This window comes from Pseudonocardia sp. NPDC049635 (genome assembly GCF_040659795.1).
GTDB lineage: Bacteria > Actinomycetota > Actinomycetes > Mycobacteriales > Pseudonocardiaceae > Pseudonocardia.
The window spans coordinates 23,620-42,409 of record NZ_JBFAON010000031.1 but is presented as its reverse complement, the minus strand read 5'-3'; the positions used below and the strand labels follow the sequence as shown (position 1 = coordinate 42,409).

At 73.8% G+C, this 18,790-nt stretch carries 19 protein-coding genes; 11 read left to right on the top strand and 8 right to left on the bottom strand.

Going from position 1 to position 18,790, the window contains the following annotated elements:
- The first annotated feature begins 135 nt into the window (after positions 1 to 135).
- Positions 136 to 1,857: a 2,3-epoxybenzoyl-CoA dihydrolase gene (boxC, locus tag AB0J24_RS25575; RefSeq protein WP_358685818.1), complete on the top strand. Its 1,722-nt coding sequence runs from the start codon at positions 136 to 138 to the stop codon at positions 1,855 to 1,857.
- A 5-nt stretch (positions 1,858 to 1,862) separates the two neighbouring features.
- Positions 1,863 to 3,284 (top strand): benzoyl-CoA 2,3-epoxidase subunit BoxB, encoded by a 1,422-nt coding sequence (gene boxB, locus AB0J24_RS25570; protein WP_358685816.1) that lies wholly within the window; start codon positions 1,863 to 1,865, stop codon positions 3,282 to 3,284.
- A gap of 35 nt (positions 3,285 to 3,319) precedes the next feature.
- Here boxB and AB0J24_RS25565 read toward each other — a convergent pair whose 3' ends face one another.
- Positions 3,320 to 3,550 carry a hypothetical protein gene (locus tag AB0J24_RS25565; protein WP_358685814.1) on the bottom strand — a complete coding sequence of 77 codons (231 nt, stop codon included), beginning with the start codon at positions 3,548 to 3,550 and terminating at the stop codon, positions 3,320 to 3,322.
- Positions 3,551 to 3,994: 444 nt separating this feature from the next.
- Here AB0J24_RS25565 and AB0J24_RS25560 point away from each other — a divergent pair, with 444 nt between their 5' ends.
- Together AB0J24_RS25560 and AB0J24_RS25555 are read left to right on the top strand one after the other, a co-directional pair.
- Positions 3,995 to 4,702 carry a hypothetical protein gene (locus tag AB0J24_RS25560; RefSeq protein ID WP_358685812.1) on the top strand — a complete coding sequence of 236 codons (708 nt, stop codon included), beginning with the start codon at positions 3,995 to 3,997 and terminating at the stop codon, positions 4,700 to 4,702.
- The gene (locus AB0J24_RS25555) at positions 4,654 to 5,541 is read left to right on the top strand and encodes an alpha/beta hydrolase (RefSeq protein WP_358685810.1); all 888 of its coding nucleotides are present in this window, start codon (positions 4,654 to 4,656) and stop codon (positions 5,539 to 5,541) included. Before AB0J24_RS25560 ends, AB0J24_RS25555 begins: the two co-directional genes overlap by 49 nt.
- A 137-nt stretch (positions 5,542 to 5,678) precedes the next feature.
- Here AB0J24_RS25555 and AB0J24_RS25550 read toward each other — a convergent pair whose 3' ends face one another.
- A complete protein-coding gene (locus tag AB0J24_RS25550; protein WP_358685807.1) occupies positions 5,679 to 7,208 on the bottom strand; it encodes an alpha/beta hydrolase in 1,530 nt (509 codons plus the stop codon).
- Between the two features lie 166 nt (positions 7,209 to 7,374).
- Positions 7,375 to 8,586, bottom strand: coding sequence for a macrolide family glycosyltransferase (locus tag AB0J24_RS25545; RefSeq protein ID WP_358685805.1), 1,212 nt, complete (start codon positions 8,584 to 8,586; stop codon positions 7,375 to 7,377).
- Positions 8,587 to 8,771: 185 nt separating this feature from the next.
- On the opposite strand from AB0J24_RS25545, the gene AB0J24_RS25540 reads away from it, so the two are divergent.
- Together AB0J24_RS25540 and AB0J24_RS25535 are read left to right on the top strand one after the other, a co-directional pair.
- Positions 8,772 to 9,824 carry an alpha/beta fold hydrolase gene (locus AB0J24_RS25540; protein ID WP_358685803.1) on the top strand — a complete coding sequence of 351 codons (1,053 nt, stop codon included), beginning with the start codon at positions 8,772 to 8,774 and terminating at the stop codon, positions 9,822 to 9,824.
- Positions 9,825 to 9,840: 16 nt separating this feature from the next.
- A complete protein-coding gene (locus AB0J24_RS25535; protein WP_358685801.1) occupies positions 9,841 to 10,617 on the top strand; it encodes an alpha/beta hydrolase family protein in 777 nt (258 codons plus the stop codon).
- Positions 10,618 to 10,639: 22 nt separating this feature from the next.
- Here the strand turns inward: AB0J24_RS25535 and AB0J24_RS25530 are convergent, their stop codons facing one another.
- From AB0J24_RS25530 to AB0J24_RS25515, 4 genes are all read right to left on the bottom strand, one after another.
- Entirely contained in the window at positions 10,640 to 11,065 is a 426-nt protein-coding gene (locus AB0J24_RS25530; protein WP_358685799.1) for an META domain-containing protein, read from the bottom strand.
- A gap of 76 nt (positions 11,066 to 11,141) precedes the next feature.
- Positions 11,142 to 11,507: a cupin gene (locus AB0J24_RS25525; RefSeq protein ID WP_358685797.1), complete on the bottom strand. Its 366-nt coding sequence runs from the start codon at positions 11,505 to 11,507 to the stop codon at positions 11,142 to 11,144.
- 25 nt (positions 11,508 to 11,532) lie between these two features.
- The gene (locus AB0J24_RS25520) at positions 11,533 to 11,745 is read right to left on the bottom strand and encodes a hypothetical protein (protein WP_358685795.1); all 213 of its coding nucleotides are present in this window, start codon (positions 11,743 to 11,745) and stop codon (positions 11,533 to 11,535) included.
- 111 nt (positions 11,746 to 11,856) lie between these two features.
- Positions 11,857 to 12,861 carry a LacI family DNA-binding transcriptional regulator gene (locus tag AB0J24_RS25515; protein WP_358685793.1) on the bottom strand — a complete coding sequence of 335 codons (1,005 nt, stop codon included), beginning with the start codon at positions 12,859 to 12,861 and terminating at the stop codon, positions 11,857 to 11,859.
- A gap of 87 nt (positions 12,862 to 12,948) precedes the next feature.
- On the opposite strand from AB0J24_RS25515, the gene AB0J24_RS25510 reads away from it, so the two are divergent.
- Positions 12,949 to 14,631: an alpha-amylase family glycosyl hydrolase gene (locus AB0J24_RS25510; RefSeq protein ID WP_358685790.1), complete on the top strand. Its 1,683-nt coding sequence runs from the start codon at positions 12,949 to 12,951 to the stop codon at positions 14,629 to 14,631.
- Between the two features lie 61 nt (positions 14,632 to 14,692).
- Here the strand turns inward: AB0J24_RS25510 and AB0J24_RS25505 are convergent, their stop codons facing one another.
- On the bottom strand, positions 14,693 to 15,613 hold the full coding sequence (locus AB0J24_RS25505; RefSeq protein ID WP_358685787.1) for an SDR family NAD(P)-dependent oxidoreductase: 921 nt from the start codon (positions 15,611 to 15,613) through the stop codon (positions 14,693 to 14,695).
- A gap of 230 nt (positions 15,614 to 15,843) precedes the next feature.
- Here AB0J24_RS25505 and AB0J24_RS25500 point away from each other — a divergent pair, with 230 nt between their 5' ends.
- The 4 genes from AB0J24_RS25500 to AB0J24_RS25485 all read left to right on the top strand — a co-directional run bounded on the left by AB0J24_RS25500 (position 15,844) and on the right by AB0J24_RS25485 (position 18,779).
- Positions 15,844 to 16,437, top strand: coding sequence for a TetR/AcrR family transcriptional regulator (locus tag AB0J24_RS25500; protein ID WP_358685785.1), 594 nt, complete (start codon positions 15,844 to 15,846; stop codon positions 16,435 to 16,437).
- Between the two features lie 34 nt (positions 16,438 to 16,471).
- A complete protein-coding gene (locus tag AB0J24_RS25495; RefSeq protein ID WP_358685782.1) occupies positions 16,472 to 16,789 on the top strand; it encodes a hypothetical protein in 318 nt (105 codons plus the stop codon).
- A 168-nt stretch (positions 16,790 to 16,957) separates the two neighbouring features.
- Positions 16,958 to 17,371: a MarR family winged helix-turn-helix transcriptional regulator gene (locus AB0J24_RS25490; RefSeq protein WP_358685837.1), complete on the top strand. Its 414-nt coding sequence runs from the start codon at positions 16,958 to 16,960 to the stop codon at positions 17,369 to 17,371.
- A 139-nt stretch (positions 17,372 to 17,510) separates the two neighbouring features.
- The gene (locus AB0J24_RS25485) at positions 17,511 to 18,779 is read left to right on the top strand and encodes an FAD-dependent monooxygenase (RefSeq protein ID WP_358685780.1); all 1,269 of its coding nucleotides are present in this window, start codon (positions 17,511 to 17,513) and stop codon (positions 18,777 to 18,779) included.
- Positions 18,780 to 18,790 lie beyond the last annotated feature (11 nt).

The window sequence follows — 18,790 nt, the reverse complement described above, 5'->3', positions numbered from 1 at the left end:
CGACCGCCGGTGGAGTCCGCCGCGGGCTCCCACGTGCCGAACCGGGCGGCGGTGAATACTCCACAGACTTTCGCCGGGGCGTCGGTTTCTTGTAGTCTTTGCGGTGCCGCAACGACGCGAGGAGGCGCCCGTCCCATGACCGATGCCGGCCCCACCACCGAGGCCAGCGCCCCGGCCGACTCCCCGACCGTCGACTTCGACCGGGATCCGTCGAGCTACCGGCACTGGCAGCTGCAGATCGACCCCGACGACCCGGCGGTCGCCTGGGTCCGGCTCGACGTCGACGAGACCGGCGGGCTCGTCCCCGGTTACGAGCTCAAGATGAACTCCTACGACCTCGGCGTCGACATCGAGCTCCACGACCTCACCCAGCGGCTGCGGTTCACCCACCCCCAGGTCAGGGCCGTCGTGCTGACCAGCGCCAAGGACCGCAACTTCTGCGCGGGCGCCAACATCCGGATGCTCGCCGGGTCACCCCACCCGTGGAAGGTGAACTTCTGCAGGTTCACCAACGAGACCCGCAACGGGATCGAGGACGCGACCGAGCACTCCGGCCAGACCTGGATCGCCGCGGTCAACGGCACGGCGGCCGGCGGCGGCTACGAGATGGCTCTGGCCTGCGAGAACATCCTGCTGATCGACGACAACTCCTCCACCGTCGCGCTGCCCGAGGTCCCGCTGCTGGGCGTGCTGCCCGGCACCGGCGGCCTCACCCGGGTCACCGACAAGCGCAAGGTCCGCAAGGACCGCGCGGACGTCTTCGCCACCAGACCGGAGGGGTTCGGCGGACGGCAGGCCGTCGAGTGGAAGCTCGTCGACGAGGTCGTGCCCAAGCGCAGGTGGGACGAGACGGTCCGGGAGCGGGCCGTCGCCGCGGCGCAGGCGTCCACCCGGCTGCCCGCCGGGCAGGGCGTCGAGCTGCCCCCGCTGCAGCGCACCGAGACCGCCGAGGGGATCGACTACCCGCACGTCCGGGCCCGCTTCGACCGCGACCGCGGCCTGGTGGAGATCACCGTGGACGGCCCGGACGGCGGCGTTCCGTCGTCGATCGAACGGGTGCACGAGCTCGGCGCCGAGTTCTGGCCGCTGGCCGTGACCCGCCAGCTCGACGACCTGATCCTGCGGCTGCGCTCCAACGAGCTGGAGCTGGGGACCTGGGTGATCCGGACCCGTGGCGACCTCGCCGACGCGCTCGCCTTCGAGAAGGTGATCGCCGAACACGCCGGTTCGGACTGGCTGGTCTCGGAGATCCGGCACTACTTCAAGCGCACGCTCAAGCGGCTCGACGTCACGTCCCGCTCGCTGATCGCGCTGATCGAACCCGGGTCCTGCTTCGGCGGCGCGCTGCTGGAGCTCGCGCTGGCCTGCGACCGGCAGTACATGCTCGACGGCACCCTCGACCCGGACGGCGACGAGCAGTCCGACGAGGCCCAGATCATGCTGACGGCGTCGAACTTCGGGACCTTCCCGATGGGCAACGGTGTGACCCGGCTGGGTTCCCGGTTCCACGGCGACGACGACCACGTCGCCAAGCTGCGCCAGGAGACCGACCGCCGGATCGACGCCCGGGAGGCCCTCGACCTGGGTCTGGTCACCGACGCACCGGACGACATCGACTGGGACGACGAGGTCCGGATCATGCTCGAGGAGCGGGCGTCGATGTCACCGGACGCGCTGACCGGGATGGAGGCCAACCACCGGTTCGTCGGCCCGGAGACGATGGAGAGCCGCATCTTCGGCCGGCTCACCGCCTGGCAGAACTGGATCTTCGTGCGCCCGAACGCCTCCGGGCCCGACGGCGCACTGCGCAAGTACGGGACGGGCCGCAGGGCCGACTTCGACCGCAAGCGGGTGTGAGCACAGTGAGCACAGGATCCATCGACTACTCCGAGAAGATCCCGAACAACGTCGACCTGGCGGGCGACCGCAAGCTGCAGCGTGCGCTGGAGTCGTGGCAGCCGAACTTCATCAACTGGTGGAAGACGATGGGCCCGGCCGTGCCGACCCAGGACGTCTACCTGCGCACCGCCGTCGACGTCGGCAAGGACGGCTGGGCGCAGTTCGGCCACGTCGCGATGGAGGAGTACCGCTGGGGCGTGTTCCTCGCCGAGCGCGGCGACGACCGCCGGATCGCGTTCGGCGAGAACCGCGGCGAGCCGGTCTGGCAGCAGGTCCCCGGCGAGTACCGGGCGGACCTGCAGCGCCTGATCGTCATCCAGGGCGACACCGAACCCGCCTCGGTCGAGCAGCAGCGCCGGCTCGGTGAGACCGCGCCGTCGCTCTACGACCTGCGCAACCTGTTCCAGGTCAACGTCGAGGAGGGCCGCCACCTCTGGGCGATGGTCTACCTGCTGCACGCCTACTTCGGCCGCAACGGCCGCGAGGAGGCCGAGGCGCTGCTGCAGCGCAACTCCGGCGATCTCGACTCACCCCGGATCCTCGGCGCGTTCAACGAGGAGACACCGGACTGGCTGAGCTTCTACATGTTCACCTACTTCACCGACCGGGACGGCAAGTACCAGCTCGGGACGTTGAAGGAATCGGCGTTCGACCCGCTGTCGCGCACCTGCGAGTTCATGCTCAAGGAGGAGGCCCACCACATGTTCGTGGGCACCACCGGCATCGACCGCGTGATCCAGCGGACCTGCGAGCTGATGCGCGAGCACGACACCACCGACATCGCCCCGCACGGCGGCGTGCCGCTGGAGGTGATCCAGAAATACATCAACTTCCACTACTCGGTGTCGCTGGACCTGTTCGGCTCCGAGCAGTCCACCAACGCCGCGAACTACTTCACCGCCGGGCTCAAGGGACGCTGGCAGGAGGAGCGCCGCCGCGACGACCACGTCCTCACCGAGGACGGCTACGGCATGGAGCAGGTCCGCGACGGCGCGATCGTCACCGACGAGGTCCCCGCGCTGCTGGCGCTGAACCTGGACCTGCGCAACGAGTACGTCAAGGACTGCCAGTCCGGCATCAAGCGGTGGAACAAGATCCTCGAACGGAACGGGTTCGACGAGCGGGTGGCGCTGCCGCACGTCGGGTTCAACCGGGAGGTCGGGTTGTTCTCGGGGCACCACGTGACGCCGAAGGGCGACGTCGTCGGTGCCGACGTGTGGGAGGCCCGCCGCGACGACTGGCTGCCGTCCGAGGCCGACCGGGCGCACGTGCAGAACCTGATGCGGCCGGTCTACGAGCCGGGGAAGATCGCGGGCTGGATCGCGCCGCCGTCGAACGGGATCAACGGCAAGCCGTTCGACTACGAGTACGTGCACTTCGCCTGAGTGCCGCCGGACGGGCCCTGACCGGCCGTGACCGGTCAGCCCCGGCGCGCGGGGCGTCGACGCCCGTCCGGCCCACCGGCCCGGCCTTCCAGCTGCCGGGTCGCCAGGTCCGTCACCGCGGCCATCAGCCGGATCAGGGCCCGCTCCCGGGTGTCACCGTGGTGGATGCCGCTGTAGCGGGTGACGCGCACCGGCGCGTCACCGTCCGCGACGGACGAGACGTGCTCGGCGATCCGCCACAGATCGAGGTCGTCGACCTCCGCCACCGCCGCGAGCATCCGGTCCCGGTACCGCCGGGCCCGCGGGCCCGGCGCCTCGCACCGGGACCCGCACCCCGTTTCCGTGCCCTTTTCCCGGTCCGCCTCCCGATCGTTTGTCCGAGCGTTTTCAGGGCCCGCTCCGCGACCCGCCGCCGACATTTCACCTACTCCTTCCCGAGCCCGGAACGCCGAATCCGAGATCCGCGCCCCGTCCGCCTCGAAGCGATCCCTCACCCGCTCGCGCCGACCGGGACCGGAAGCGCCCGGGTGCGAGGTAACGCAGGCCACAGTACCGATCCTGGCACGGAAATTCTCGTCCTGCCGAGTCCGGGAAGCGTGCGCCCACCCGTTGTTTCCGACTTCGCGCACCCGATGCACCAGCGTCGATAATCGTGCGGCCCCGGGCTAGGATCGGCAGTCAAGAAATCGGCGTCAGGAAAGAAGAATGTCGTGGACGACGTGCGCGCGGTGCTCCCGGTCGGCCGTCCCCGAAACGGCGGGCTGCTGTGGCTGGGCACCCTGTTCGGGCGTGCGCTGCTCGGGCCGGACGGCCGCCGGCGGGGCCTCCTGCGTGACGTCGGGGTGACCGACGGGCCCGGTGGGCCGGTGGTCACCGCGGGCCTGTTCGGCACGCCCGGCGGCCCGGTGGTCGTGCCCGCCGACACGTTCGTGTTCCGGCACCGCGGCCCGCTCCGGAGCACCTGGCCGATGCCGGAGGGCGCTGCCGCGCCGGACCGGTGGCTGCGCCGGACCGTCCTGCGCACCGACGTGCTGACCGGCGAGTCCACCGGCCCGCCGTGCCGGGTCACCGACGTGGGCCTGCTCCGGCGCGACGACGGCCGGTGGATCGTGTGGGCCCTCGACACCCGTCCGGTGTGGCTGCGGAGCCTGGGGTGGCCCCGCCGGACCCACCCGTGGATCTCGGTGGTGCGCCACCGGGTGGTCCCCACGCCGGTGCCGGGCGCCCCCGCGCCACGTTCCCCCATTCCGACGACGAACGGCCGAGAAGCACGATGTGGATCTATCGCGGTGACGCGGGCGAGGCTGCCGTCCGGCAGTGGTGCCAGCGACGCCTCCGGAGCTGGGCGGTACCGCACCACCAACGGTCGGTGCACGACGACCCCCCGTACGACTACCGCCGCGCGCACCTCGTCCTAGCCGGACCCGCGCACGCACCGACCGTGGTCGTGCTCGGTGGCCGGCACGGCTGCGCCGCGACACTGACCGGCCTGCTGGAGCTGCTCGCCGCCCGGTACCGGGTGATCGGCGTCGACCCGCCCGGTGAGGCCGGGCTCGGTTCCGGCGGGCGACCGAACACCGACCGGCTGCGGGACTACGGCAGTTGGTTCGACGACCTGCTCACCGAGCTCGCCCCCGACGCACCGGACGGCGTCACGGTGCTCGCCCACGGGTTCGGCGCCGCCGTCGCGCTCGCCGCCCGGCCGACTTCCCGGGTACGCGGAATGGTGCTGCTCAACCCGTACGGGTTCGTCCGTCCCGCGCCGCGTTCCGGGCCGCTCACCGCGATGCTCGGGTGGCGGGCCGTTCCGCTGCACCGGACCGCCCGACGCGTGCTGAGCCGGCTCGGCGGGCCGTCGTTCGTGCCGCCCGAGGCGCTGGTCGACTGGCTGGCGACGGTGGGCAGGCACGTCGCGCTGAGCACCACCCCTCCCCCGCGCCCGGAGCTGGCGCGGCGCTGGCGCGGAACCCCCGTCACCGTGTGCGTCGGGGAGCACGACCCGCTGTTCGGCGGCGACCGGCTGGCCCGGGCGGCCCGGCGGGTGCTCGGCGCGTCGGTGTCGGTGGTGCCGGGAGCGGGCGCGTTGCTGCCCTACGAGCAGCCCGACGCGGTCCGGGTGGCGCTGGGCCGTCATCTGCGGGAGGGTGCCTCACCGTGCCCCGGGCCGTCGTGCGACCGCGGCCCGGGGCCAGCACCACCCGCCGTCCGGACCGGGCGGCGGCCGCTCGTACCGGCCGGGGCACCGCAGCCCGGTTGAGCAGCGCCCCCGCAACGGCGGTGCGCGCCGAGATGCAGCTCAGCGGGGCGCTGCCCGGGCACCACGCCCGCTGAGCTGCATCTCGGCGGGACGGGCCCGGACGAAGCACCGGCAGGGGCAGCGCCGGTCGGGGCCGATCAGCTCCGGGGCGGTGCGGGGGCCACCGGGTCGGGCTGTGGCACCGCGGGGCACTGCAGGTCGGAGCCCTCGCCCGCGGTCCGGGGCGGCAGGGCGCCGGTGGCCAGGTAGCCGGCGACCGCGTCGTCGACGCAGGACACCCCGGACAGCGACGCCGAGTGCGTGTGCCCGCCGAGCCCCTCGACCAGCGACGACCCGGGGAAGGTCCGGCGGGCCTGCAGGGCACCCTCGTAGGGGGTGGCGCCGTCGTAGGTCTCGGAGATCAGCAGCGGCCCCTCGGCAAGGGTTCCACGCACCTCCGGCGCCGGGCCGGGCGGAACCGGCCAGTCCAGGCAGGGGGCGTTGTACCAGGCGTTGCCCCAGGTCTCGAACGGCGCGACGGCGTCGGTCGCGGTGTTGTCCGCCTTCCAGGTCGCCCAGTCCCGGGGGAACGGCGCGTCGGTGCACTGGGTGGCGAGATAGACCGCGTAGCTGTTGTCGTCGGTCGGTGACCCGGCCTGGTCGTAGGCCTGTTTGAGGGTGGCGGCGTCGCCTCGGGTGCCGGCCACGAAGGCGTCGGCGACGCGGGTGTAGGCACCGACGTTGTAGCCGGCGCTGAGGAAGATGTCGGTCCACTCGGCGGGCCCGATCAGCCCGCCCGCCGGGTCCACCCGCAGCCGGTCCCGGATCTCGTAGTAGCGCGCCTCGACCTCGTCGCCGGAGTTGCCGAGGCCGTAGGTCGCGTCGTTCTTCGCGACCCAGTCGAAGAACACCCCGATGTTGCGTTCGAAAGCGACGTTCTGGTTCTGGTTCGCCTGGTACCACCAGGCGCGCGGGTCGACGATGCCGTCGAGCACCATCCGGCGGACCCGCTCGGGGAACATCGTCGCGTAGACCTGGCCGAGCATCGTGCCGTAGGAGAACCCGTAGAAGTTGACCTGCTCAGCACCGAGCGCCGCGCGGAGCAGGTCCATGTCGCGCACCGTGTCCTCGGTGCGCAGGTGTTCCAGCAGCGCACCGCCGCGTTCGCCGCAGGCCTGCGCGTACGCCTTCGTCCGGGGCAGCCACGCCGCCTCGGCGCCGTGTTCGGGGCGGTGGTCGGGCCGGTCGTAACCGCCGTAACCGGGGTCGCAGATCAGCGCCGGCCTGCTGGTGCCGACGCCGCGCGGGTCGAACCCGATCCAGTCGTAGGCGGCTCCGGCGTTGCCGGGCACGGCGCCGCCGAGCCGGCTGAGCCCGAGGCCGGGGCCGCCGGGGCCGCCCGGGTTGACCAGCATGACGCCCTGGTACTGCTCGTCGGGCACCGTGTGGCGTACCCGGGAGACGGCGATCTCGATCTGCTCCCCGCCGGGCTCGGCGTGGTCGAGCGGGACCGGCAGGAACCCGCACTCGGCGCCGGCCTGCTGCAACGGCGGCGAGTGGCACGGCCCCCACGCGATCGGCGCCGCGGGTGCAGCCGGCGCGGCGGCCGCGCCCGGGGCCGCGACCCCGCTGAGCACGGCGCCGGCGAGCACCGTCGCGACCAGATGGGTGACGGTCGTCCTGCGCAACTGTGCCCCCGCTCCCCGGGCTCCCGCCCGCCCCCGACATCGAGCGGGGACGTTGCCACCTGCAACCACTGATCCACAACTGCCATGCGGTAGAGGGACGCGAACGGCGTAACGACGGTTCGGCGGAACGGGCGACGCGTGTCGCCCCACCCGCCCCGGCACCCGATCAGGAGACGAGCATGCGCTCCACGACGTCGGCGGCGGCCGCCGCTCCCCCGGCTGCCCCGGCGATCCGCTTCTGTTCGGCGCAGCACCGCGCGACCCCGTCGGACGACGCCACCCGCAGCACCGCTGCCCGCAGCCGCTGCGGCGTGACCTCCTCGGCGGGCAGGTGCTCACCGACCCCGATCTCGGCGAGCCGCGGCCCGTTCACGAACTGGTCGACGGCCTGCGGCACGGCGACCATCGGGACACCGTGCCAGAGGCCCTCCGCGCAACCGCCCATCCCGGCGTGGGTGACGAACGCCGAGGCGTGTTCCAGTACCGCGAGCTGCGGCACCCATTCCCGGACGACGACGTCGTCGGGCACCGGTCCGAGCGCGGTCCGGTCGACGTACGGGCCGACCGCGAGCACGGTCGTCCAGCCGGTGCCGTGCATGGCGGCGATCGCGTCCCGCCAGAACCGCGGGCGGTCGGTGTAGGCGGAGCCGAGCGACACGAGCAGCAGCGGCCGGTCCGGGGCCGGCCCGATTCCCAGCTCCGCGAACGTCCCCTGGTGGGTGCGGTCGTCGATCACCGGTCCGGCGAACGTGTAGTGGTCGCGGTCGACCCGGTCGAGGTGGGGCTGCATGGCCTCCGGGATCAGGACGACACACGCTGCGGCGCCTCCGGTCCGTGCGGAGCGGTGCGAGGGCGCGAGGAACTCCCGGCTACCCGCACCCGCTCCGATCCGGGTGAGCCAGGCGTCCATCGCGGCCCGCCAGGCGAGCCCGTCGGGCTCGTCGAGGAAGGCGAACGCCTCGGCGTGGTCCTGCTCGAAGGTGTCCCAGGCGACCATGTGCGGGGAGAGTTCGACCCGGGGGAGGCCGTGCACCCGGGACACGGCGTGCCCGGCCCAGCCGCTGCCGTCGTAGCAGACGATCTCGGGCAGGTCGTCGCCGAGCGCCGCGGTGATCTGTGCGTAGGCGCTGCGGGCCTCGTCGGAGAACAGCCGCATCGCCTCGATGCCGCCGTCCGGCCACTGCTGGCCCTTCGCCGGGTCGGGCAGGTCGGTGGTGATCGGCAGGACGGTCGCGCCGGTGGCGGCGACGGCGTCGGCGAAGCGGTCCGGCACCGGGTAGGTGACGCGGTGGCCGCGGGCGACCAGCTCTGCCATGACCGGCAGGTTGGGATGAACGTGGCCGTGGGCGGCCGCGGTGGACATGAGGACGTGGCTCATCGGAACTCCAGTCGTACGACGGGCAGGACGGGACTCCGCGGCACCGGTGGTGCGGCGGGTGGGGGCGGTCCGTCCGGCTCAGCCGTAGAGGAGTTCGAGCAACACGATCACGATGGTGCCCGGCCGAGGGCCCGCGTGCACGGACTTTCTTGACCGCGCCGCGCGCGCGACGCGAGGATCCCGGCGTGGACCTGTTGCCCGGCGTGCGTGCGCGCGAGGTGCCGACCGACCGCATCCGGATCCACCTGCTGGAGGCGGGCCCGTCCGACGGGGCGCCGCTGGTCCTGGTGCACGGCAACCTGTCGACCGGCCGGTTCTACGAGCACGTGATGCCGGCACTCGCCGAGGACGGCTTCCGGGTGCTCGCGCCGGACATGCGCTCGTTCGGCCGCAGCGAGCCCGCACCGCTGGACGCCACCCGCGGGCTGGACGACTGGGCCGACGACGTGGCTGCCCTGCTGCGCGCGCTCGGGATCACCGCACCCCCGCACCTGGTGGGCTGGTCCACCGGTGGCGGTGCGGTGGCCCGGTTCGGGCTGACCCGCCCGGTCGCGTCGCTGACGCTGGTCGACCCGGTCGGACCGTACGGCTACGGCGGCGTCCGCGCCGACGGCACCCCGGTGCGTCCCGACGGCGCCGGCTCCGGTGCGGGCGGCGCGAACCCCGAGTTCGTACGGCGGCTGCGCGAACGGGACGCCTCGGCCGACAGCCCGTTCTCGATCCGGAACGTGATGCGCCGGACGTACTGGTCACCGTCGTTCCGGCTGTCCCCGGAGCGGGAGGACCTACTCGTCGACGAGGTCCTGCTGACCGCGATCGGGGACGGCGGCTACCCGGGCTCGGTGCTGGCCTCGCAGTACTGGCCGGGGTTCGCACCCGGCGACTCGGGGCTGCTCAACGCGTTGTCGCCGAAGTACCTGCGCTGGGACGGGATCGTCGGTCTCGACCCGAAGCCGCCGGTGCTGTGGACGCACGGGGCCGACGACCTGATCGTCGCCGACGGATCGATGCTGGAGACGGGCACGCTCGGGCAGGCGGGGCTGATCCCGGGCTGGCCGGGCGCCGGGGAGTTCCCGCCCCAGCAGATGGTCACCCAGATCCGGACGGTGCTGCAGCGCTACGCCGAGTCGGGCGGCAGCGTCCGGACCGAGTGGTTCGACGGGTCCGGGCACGGGCCGCTCTTCGACGCCGAAGCCCGCTGGACCAGGGTGCTCCGCGAGTTCCTGGCCGCGTGCTGAGGGGAGGCCGGCGCTGATGGCGCGACTGCGCTGCGACGTCGTCGCCGACTCGCTCGGGATGGCGACCTCGATCACCGTGTTGCTGCCGCAGCCCTCCCGCACCCGGATCGGGGCCGGGGTCCGCGACCTGGACGCACCGCCGCCGGTGCTCTACCTGCTGCACGGGCTGTCCGACGACGACACCGCCTGGACCCGCTACACGGCGATCGAGCGCTACGCCGACGAGCTCGGGCTCGCGGTCGTGATGCCGCAGGTGCACCGCAGCTTCTACACCGACCAGGCCTACGGCGGCCGGTACCGGACGTGGGTGTGCACCGAGCTGCCCGAGCTGGTCGCCCGGTTCTTCCGGGTGTCCACCGATCCGGCGCAGACGTTCGTCGCCGGCCTGTCGATGGGCGGTTACGGCGCGATCGGCTGGGCGCTGCGCGAACCGGCCCGGTTCGCGGCGGCCGCGTCGCTGTCCGGGGTCCTCGACATCGCCGAGCTCGTGGCGGCGCCACCCCGGGAGGAGGACCCGCGCATCTGGGAGCGGATCTTCGACGGCGGCCCGGTCGCCGGCACCGACGCCGACCTGTTCGCACTCGTCGAACGGGTGGACCCGGCCGCGGTGCCGCCGCTGTTCGTGTGCGCAGGCGCCGGTGACCCGCTGCACGGCCAGTCGGTGCGGTTCACCGCCGCGGCCCGCGCCGCCGGGCTCGACGTGACCGGCCACGACGGGCCCGGTGACCACGACTGGGCCTACTGGGACGTCCGGGTGCGCGACGTCCTCGACTGGCTCCCGCTGCCCCGCTGAGCGGGGCGGCGACCGCGACGTCTCAGGGCAGCTCGCGGACCAGGCGGACCGGCTCCCCGGCCGCCGGGTGCAGGACCAGGTCGCCGTCGTCGGTCTCGGCCCGGACCGCGTCGTCGATCCAGTACCCGAACGGCACGTTCTCGCAGCCGATCAGGGTGCTCATGCCCGTGGTGCCGGTGAACGCACCGTCGTCGGCGAGCTCCCAGGTGCCGCTCTGACCGTTGCAGCCGTCGGACCCGTTCCAGCTCCCGTCGGCGGCGAACTCGGCGAACGCGCGGCCCTGCGCGGTGCCGTCGGCCGGGTACCAGGAGCCGCCGGTCAGGTCGGCGGCGGTGGCCGGGCGCGGGCCGCCCTCGCCCGGACCGGCGGCGTCGTCGGCGGGTGTGTTCGCGCAACCGGGCAGGGCCAGTACCGCGGCCAGCGCGACCCCCAGCAGTGTCCGGCTCATCGGCGGGACCTCCCGTTCCGTCGGGGTCCACACCTACCGTGCGCGGCCGCCCGTTGTCACCCCGCCACCGGAACGATCAGTCCTGGTCCCGGTGTGCCGCGCCGATGTCGAAGGCGGGCAGGCAGACCGCGACGTACTCGGCGCCCTCGGCGCCGGGCGAGCTGTAGCGCACCCACTCCCCGGCCGCGGTGTGCACGGCGCTACCGGCCGGGACGGTGAGCTCACCGGCCGCGTGCTCGACGCGCAGCTCCCCGCGCAGGACGAGCGTGTACTCGTCGAACTCGGGGGTCTGGCCGGGCTCGGCCCAGCCGGACGGGCTGCGCATGTGGGCGATCGACACCGCGTCGGTACCGGTGTTCACCCGGCCGACGTACTCGTCGATGGTCTTCGGCGGGCTCCCGGCGGCGGTGACCCGGCTCGCGGTCTCGATCAGTCGTGGCACGGTCACCATCCTGCCGCTGCCCGGCTCAGGACGGCGGGCGGGGCGAGGGCAGCGGCGGTCCCGGTGCACCCGCCAGGGGCGAGGCGGGGAACGGCCCGCCGTGCACCGAGGGGTCGAGGCGCACCGACCGGGCCCGCGGGAACACCAGCACCGTCTGGTCGGCCTCCGGCCGCAGCGGGTGCCGGTAGTGCGTGCGCACCCAGCTCCGGTTCCGCCAGTGCCCCTCGACCCTGACCACGGCCCACCTCCCGGCTCACCGAGAGGAAACCACGAACCCCCGACAACGACGGGGAAACGGCGGCACCGGCCAGCAACAGGCCCGCCCGGCAGGGCGCCCGTCGCGCCGGGCTCACCGCGGTGGCGCGGTCGTGCCCCGCACGACCAGCCGGGTGGGCAGCTCGACATCGGCGGGGGTGTCCCCGGCGACGGTCGCGAGCAGCGCACGGGCCGCCAGCTCGCCCTGGCGGCGGACCGGTTGCGCGACCGTGGTGAGGTCGGCGACGGCCGCCATCTCGTGATCGTCGAACCCCACCACCGACACCCGCCCGGGCACCTCGACGCCGGCGCGGCGCAGCGTCCGCGCGACACCGATCGCCGCCTCGTCGGACATCGCGAAGACCGCGGTGGGCAACCGCGGCAGCGACAGCAACCGCCCGGCGGCCGTGTCACCGGCCGTGACGTCGGCACCGACCTCGACCACGGGCCCCGGGGCGGCGCCGGACTCGGCGAGCGCGTCGGCCCAGCCGGCCCGGCGGTCGCGGGCCGTGGTGCGGCCGCACGCCTCGTACGGGTCGAACGACACCAACGCGATCTCCCGGTGGCCGAGCCCGGCCAGGTGCCGGACGGCGGCCCGGGCACCCGCCCGGTCGTCGACGCCGACCCGGGGCCGCCCGGGCATGTCCCCGCCGACCACGGTGACCGGCAGGTCGAGTTCGTCCAGCGCGGACCGCTCGGCGTCGTCCAGCGCGGAGGCCACGAGGATCAGCCCGTCCACCCGGCCACGCACCGGCAGCGTGTCGAAGAAGTGCCTCCGGCTCGCCGGATCACCCACGTTGTGCAGCTGGGTGAGGTGCCCACCGGCGGAGAGCACGGCCTCGACCCCGGCGACCGCCTCCGCGAAGAACCAGCGGGTCGGGAGGCGGGCCAGCACCGCGACCGTGAGCGTGCGCGCCGGGAGCGGGTAACCGACCGACACGGCGGCCCGGCGGACCCGCTCGCGGGTGTCCGCGGACACCGGGGTGCCCTCGCGCAGAGCGCGCGAGACGGTGGCCGGGGACACCCCGGCGAGCTCGGCGACCCGGCGGACCCCGGCCCGGCGCGACACCTCGCGCAGCCCTGCCCGTTCGTCGGTCACGCCGCCAGTCTGCTCCCCCTCGACAGGTGTTGCAACATCGTGCAACAGTGTGAAACACCGCGATACACGATTCGACCCGGGAGAGGCATGACCGCCCACCACCCCACCCCCGGCCCGGCCGGAGTCACCGACTGGTGGCGCCACGCCGTCGTCTACCAGGTGTACATCCGCAGCTTCGCCGACGGGAACGGCGACGGCACCGGTGACATCGCCGGTCTGCGCAGCAAGCTCGACCACCTGGCCCGGCTCGGTGTCGACGCGATCTGGATCAACCCCTGGTACCCCTCACCGCTCGCCGACGGCGGGTACGACGTGGCCGACTACCGCGCGATCAACCCGATGTTCGGCGACACCGCGCAGGCCGAGGCGCTGATCGCCGAGGCGCACGAGCGCGGGATCCGGGTGCTGCTCGACATCGTGCCGAACCACCACTCCGACGAGCACGCGTGGTTCCGGGCCGCACTCGCCGCCGGCCGGGGCTCACCCGAGCGGGAGCGCTACGTGTTCCGCGAGGGCCGCGGCCCCGACGGCGCCGACCCGCCGAACAACTGGCGGTCGATGTTCGGCGGCCCCGCCTGGGAACGGGTGCCCGACGGGCAGTGGTACCTGCACCTGTTCGACGTCCGGCAGCCGGACGTGAACTGGGAGCACCCCGACGTGCGCGCGGACTTCGAGCAGACCCTGCGGTTCTGGTTCGACCGCGGCGTCGACGGGTTCCGGGTGGACGTCGCCAACGCGATGGTCAAGCAACCCGGGCTGCCCGACGTCGTAGAAGGGGTGAACGACGTCCAGGACGGCGGCCACCCCTATCTCGACCGGGACGGCGTGCACGAGATCTTCCGTTCCTGGCGACGGATCGGTGAGCGCTACGACCCGCCGCGGGTCTTCGTCGCCGAGGCGTGGGTGCCCGATCCGGAGCGTCTGGCCCGTTACCTGCGCCCGGACGAGCTGCACACCGCGTTCTCGTTCAACTTCCTCACCGCGGCCTGGCTGGCCGACGACCTGCGGTCGCACATCGACGCCGCGATCGCCGAGAACTCGGCCGTCGGTGCGCCTGCCACCTGGGTGCTGTCCAACCACGACGTCTGCCGGCACCCGAACCGGCTGTCCCGCAAGCCCGAGGCGGGCCGCGGCTGGAACCTCGACGACGTGCTCGATCTCCCGGCGGATCCGGAGCTGGGCCGGCGCCGGGCCCGCGCGGCGACGCTGCTGATGCTCGCGCTGCCCGGCACCGCCTACCTGTACCAGGGCGAGGAGCTCGGCCTGTCCGAGGTCGAGGACATCCCGGTCGACCGGCTCGACGACCCGACGTGGGAGCTGTCCGGGCACACCCTGCGCGGGCGGGACGGCTGCCGGGTCCCGCTGCCCTGGGCCGCGGGCGAGCCGTGGTTCGGCTTCAGCGTCGTCCCCCCGACGGGTGCGGGGCCCTGGCTCCCGCAACCGCAGGTCTTCGCCCGGCACGCCGCCGACGTCCAGGAGGCCGACCCGGACTCGGAGCTGCACCTCTACCGGAACGCACTGGCAGTGCGCCGGGCGCACCCGGCGCTGGGCGGCGGTGGGCTGGTCTGGCAGGAGTCCCCGGAGGGCACGCTGGCCTTCAGCCGGGTCCCCGACGACGACCCGGCCGACGGGGCCGGTTTCACCGCGTTGGTGAACGTTTCGTCGGCGCCGGTGTCGCTGCCCGAGGACGCCGAGGTGATGCTGGCCAGCGGCCCGCTCACGGCGCGCGGTGAGGTCCCGGCCGACACCACGGTCTGGCTCCGGTCCTGACCGGGTGACGCTCGTGTGCGGGGGCCGGGCGCCCCCGCACAGCTCCCCCGCGCACGAGCGGTCAGGCCACCACCGGCAGCCCGGAGAACCAGGTCTCGCGCAGCGTGCGCTCGGTCCATCGCCAGACCCGCCGGGCCACGACCGGGTCCAGCGCGTGCGCCGCGACGCCGCGCCCGGTCCGCGGGTCGGCCGGGCCGGCCTCGGCGGCGTCCTCGAAGTAGCGCCCGCTCATCCCGACGGTCAGCGGCGAGGCCGCGGCCAGGACGACCGTCGCGGCACCCTGCTGCGGGGTCAGCCGGTCCGTGCCGGGGGCGGCGGCGTTCACCGCGATCGCGTCACCGGACCAACGGCGCGTCGCCTCGACGGCGTGCAGCACGGCGGCGGTGCGGGACCGGCCCAGCGCCAGTGCGCCGTCGTAGCGGGTGGAGGTGAAGTGCGGGTCCTCCAGGTCGAACGGCGCGGTGAGGTGCGCGCTCGACGACAGGTTGACGACCCGGGCGCCGTCGACGGCCGCGAGCGCCCAGTGCAGGCCGGAGCTCAGCGCGGCCGGCCCGAGGTGGTTGACGGCCAGGTGCAGCTCCCATTCCTCCTCGGCGGTGCGCGCCAGCGGGAGCGCGGAGACCCCGGCGGCGTTCACCAGCATGTGCAGCGGGCCGTCCCAGAGCCGGACGAACCGGGCGATGGAACGTTGGTCGGAGAGGTCGATCTCGCCGACCGCGACCCGCTCGTTCCCGGTGTCGGCGACGATCGCGGCGCGGGCCGCGGCGCCGGCGTCGCTGTCGCGCACGGCGAGGGTGACCTCGGCGCCGGCACCGGCCAACGCGCGGGCGGTCTCCAGGCCGACGCCGGTGGCGGCTCCGGTGACGACGGCACGGCGACCGCTCAGGTCGACACCGGAGAGCAGCTCGGCGGCGGTCGGGACGCCGGGGGCGGCCGGGACGGGACCCGGGTGGGACCGGGCCGGGTGGGACGGGACGGACACGGACGGGGCGTTCTGGGATCGGACGGGGACGGGCCGGACGGTCATGGCGGTGATCCCTTTCTGAGCACCGGATCCCGGGCGGCGGCACGGGCGGCTGCGGTGCGGCTGCGCGCCGGGCGGATCCGGGTGTATAAAACGGAGGATCCTCCGTATGGCTCGGAACTTTATCCGGAGCACCCTCCGGATTGCAAGCCGTATCGTGGAGCCGATCGCGTTCGAGGAGGCACGACATGCCCACCGGCACCGGACGATCCGGCACCCGCACCGCGCTGCGCGCGGACGCCGCACGCAACCGTGAGCTGCTGCTCGCCGCGGCGGTCCGGGCGTTCGCCGCGGAGAGCACCGGCGGCCCGGCCACCACGCTCGACGGCATCGCGAAGGAGGCCGGGGTCGGCATCGGCACCCTCTACCGGCACTTCCCGAACCGGGACGCGCTGGTCGAGGCCGTCTACCGCAACGAGCTCGACCGGCTCTGCGCGGCCGCCGGCGAGCTGCTGACCGAGCTCCCCGCCGATCAGGCGCTTCGCGCGTGGATGGACCGGTTCGTCGACTACGTGATCACCAAGAAGCACCTCGCGGACTCGCTGCACTCACTGGTCGCCTGCGGTCGCAACCCGTTCGCGCAGAGCCGCGAGCGGATGGTCGAGGCCGTGCGCCTGCTCCAACAGGCAGGCGTGGCGGACGGCACACTGCGGGCGGACGTGGACGCCGCCGACGTGCTCGTGGGCACCAGCGGGATCTGCATGGCGATCGCCGACCCACAGGGCCGGGCGCAGGCGGGGCGCCTGCTGGACCTACTGGTGGACGGATTGCGCACGCACTGAGTCACCCCGCGCCGGAGCGGCCGGGGATCATGCGGTGGTGCACACCCGTGAACGACGCCCGATGTGGACCGTCCGGGCCCACGCCGCACTGGTGGCGGTCCTGCTCGCCGGGTTCTGCGTGCTCCGGGTCGCCGGCGCCGGCCCCGACGCGAACATCGGCCTCGGCCTGGTCGGCCTCCCGCTGATCGGGCTCGGCCTGCCGTGGTCGTGGCCGCACCTGAGCACTCCGGAGCTCTACGACCAGCTCCCCGCGATCCTGTGGTGGCCCGCCGCCTTCGGCCCGGCCGTGCTCAACGTCGGGCTGCACGCCCTGGCGGTACGCCGGCTGCGACGGAGGCGACACGTGCCGTGATCGTCCGGGCACGTAACATCAACACCAGCAGGCCCGGGCGCCCGGGCCGGATCGACGCCGGAGGGTCCAGTGGGCGAGACGCTGCCGTCGAGCACCAGCAGCCGCGGATCGAGGTCCGCCACCCCGCCCGCGGACCTGGTCGCCGCCCCCGGCTACGGCGCCCGCCGGATGTACCAGGCGTACCTGGCCGCCTGGAACCGGCACGTCGACGGCGTCCTGACCGGCCCGCAGTTCGCCGTGCTCTCCGCGGTCCGCGCCTATCCCGGCTCCGACCAGAGCTCGCTCGCGGGCGCGGTCGCGCTGGACACCTCGACGATGGCCGACGTCTGCCGCCGCCTCGAGCGGCGCGGCCTGATCGTCCGGACCGAGTCACCCTACGACGCCCGGCGCAAGCTGCTCTCGCTCACCGAGGACGGCGCCGCCGCACTGGCCGAGGTGACCCGCCGGACCCGCCGGCTGGACCGGGAACTCCTCGCCGCCGTCCCCGAGGAGCGCCGCCGGGAGATCGCCGGCCTGCTCAACACCCTTGGCGCGCACTGGGAGGCGGTCGCCGAGCGCCCCCCGCTCGACGACCGGGCCTGAGCCCGCTCCCGTGTGAACGGGAGGTCAACCCGCGTTTCGGTCCCGGTTCACTCGTCGGCAAACTCTTGCGTATCCGGATAGTACGTGCTCGGATTAGTTCCCGATGCGGGCTGCATCACACGGATCCGAGGAGGTAGCAGTGGCACCGAGCCAGTCCCTGCAGGTCACGGTCGTCGGCGGGGGGCTCGGCGGGCTGACCGCCGCGCTGGCCCTGCGCCAGCAGGGCTGTCGCGTCACCGTGCTCGAAGCCGCGCCGCAGCTCGGCGAGGTCGGCGCCGGCATCCAGACCGCGCCGAACGCGAGCCGGGTGCTGATCGGACTGGGACTGCGCGGTGAGATGGAGCGGATCCACACCGAACCGCAGGACCAGGTCCGGCGCCGGTGGGCGGACGGCAGCATCATCGCCCAGCTCCCGCTCGGCCGGTCCGTGGTCGAGGGCTACGGCGCCCCCTACTGGCACTACCACCGCGCCGACCTGCACCGGATCCTGCTCGACGCCTGCCTGCACCCCACCGGGCCGGGCCCGGTCGTCGAGGTGCACACCGACGCCCAGGTCGTCGAGCTCGACCGCAGCGAGCCGGACCGTCCGGTCGCGGTCGTCGCCCGCGGCGACCGGTTCGCCGGGGACGTCCTCGTCGGCGCCGACGGCATCCGCTCCACGGTCCGCGACCTGGCCGGCTTCGACGACACGCTCACCTTCTCCGGCGAGATGGCCTACCGGGCGCTCATCCCCGGTGACCTGATCGCCACCGACCCGGCCACCCGGTTCCTCGTCGACCGCTACCACTCGACGATCTGGTACGGCCCGGACAAGCACCTGGTGCACTACGTCATCCGGCGCGGCGAGTACCTCAACGTGGTCGCGATCGTCCCGTGCACCGAGCAGGTCGAGCGGGACTGGACGGCACCGGCGTCGTCCGAGGAGATGGTCGAGGCCTTCGCCGACTGGGACGACCGGGTGCCCGCGATGCTGTCCAAGGCCAAGGACGACGTCACCGCGTTCGCCCTGTACCGGCGCCGCCGCGACCCGGTCTGGATCGACGGCCGGGTCGCCCTGCTCGGCGACGCCTGCCACGCGATGCTCCCCTACCAGGCCCAGGGCGCCTCGCAGGCGATGGAGGACGCCGCCGTGCTGGCCGAGGAGCTCGGCGCGGCCGGGCCGGCCGGCATCGACGGGGCGCTGGCACGCTACGTGGCGCGGCGGGCCAAACACGCCGGCCTGGTGCAGGACGCCTCCCTGCGCAACATGGCGTTCTACCACCTTCCCGACGGTCCGGAGCAGCGCGAGCGCGACGACAAGCTGCGCCGCTTCGACGGGGAGTCCGACCTGTCCTACGACTGGCTGTGGCGCGGATCCCCCCTGAACGACCCCGACAACGAGGCCATCACCTACCAGTTCGCCCGCTAAGGAGCACTCAC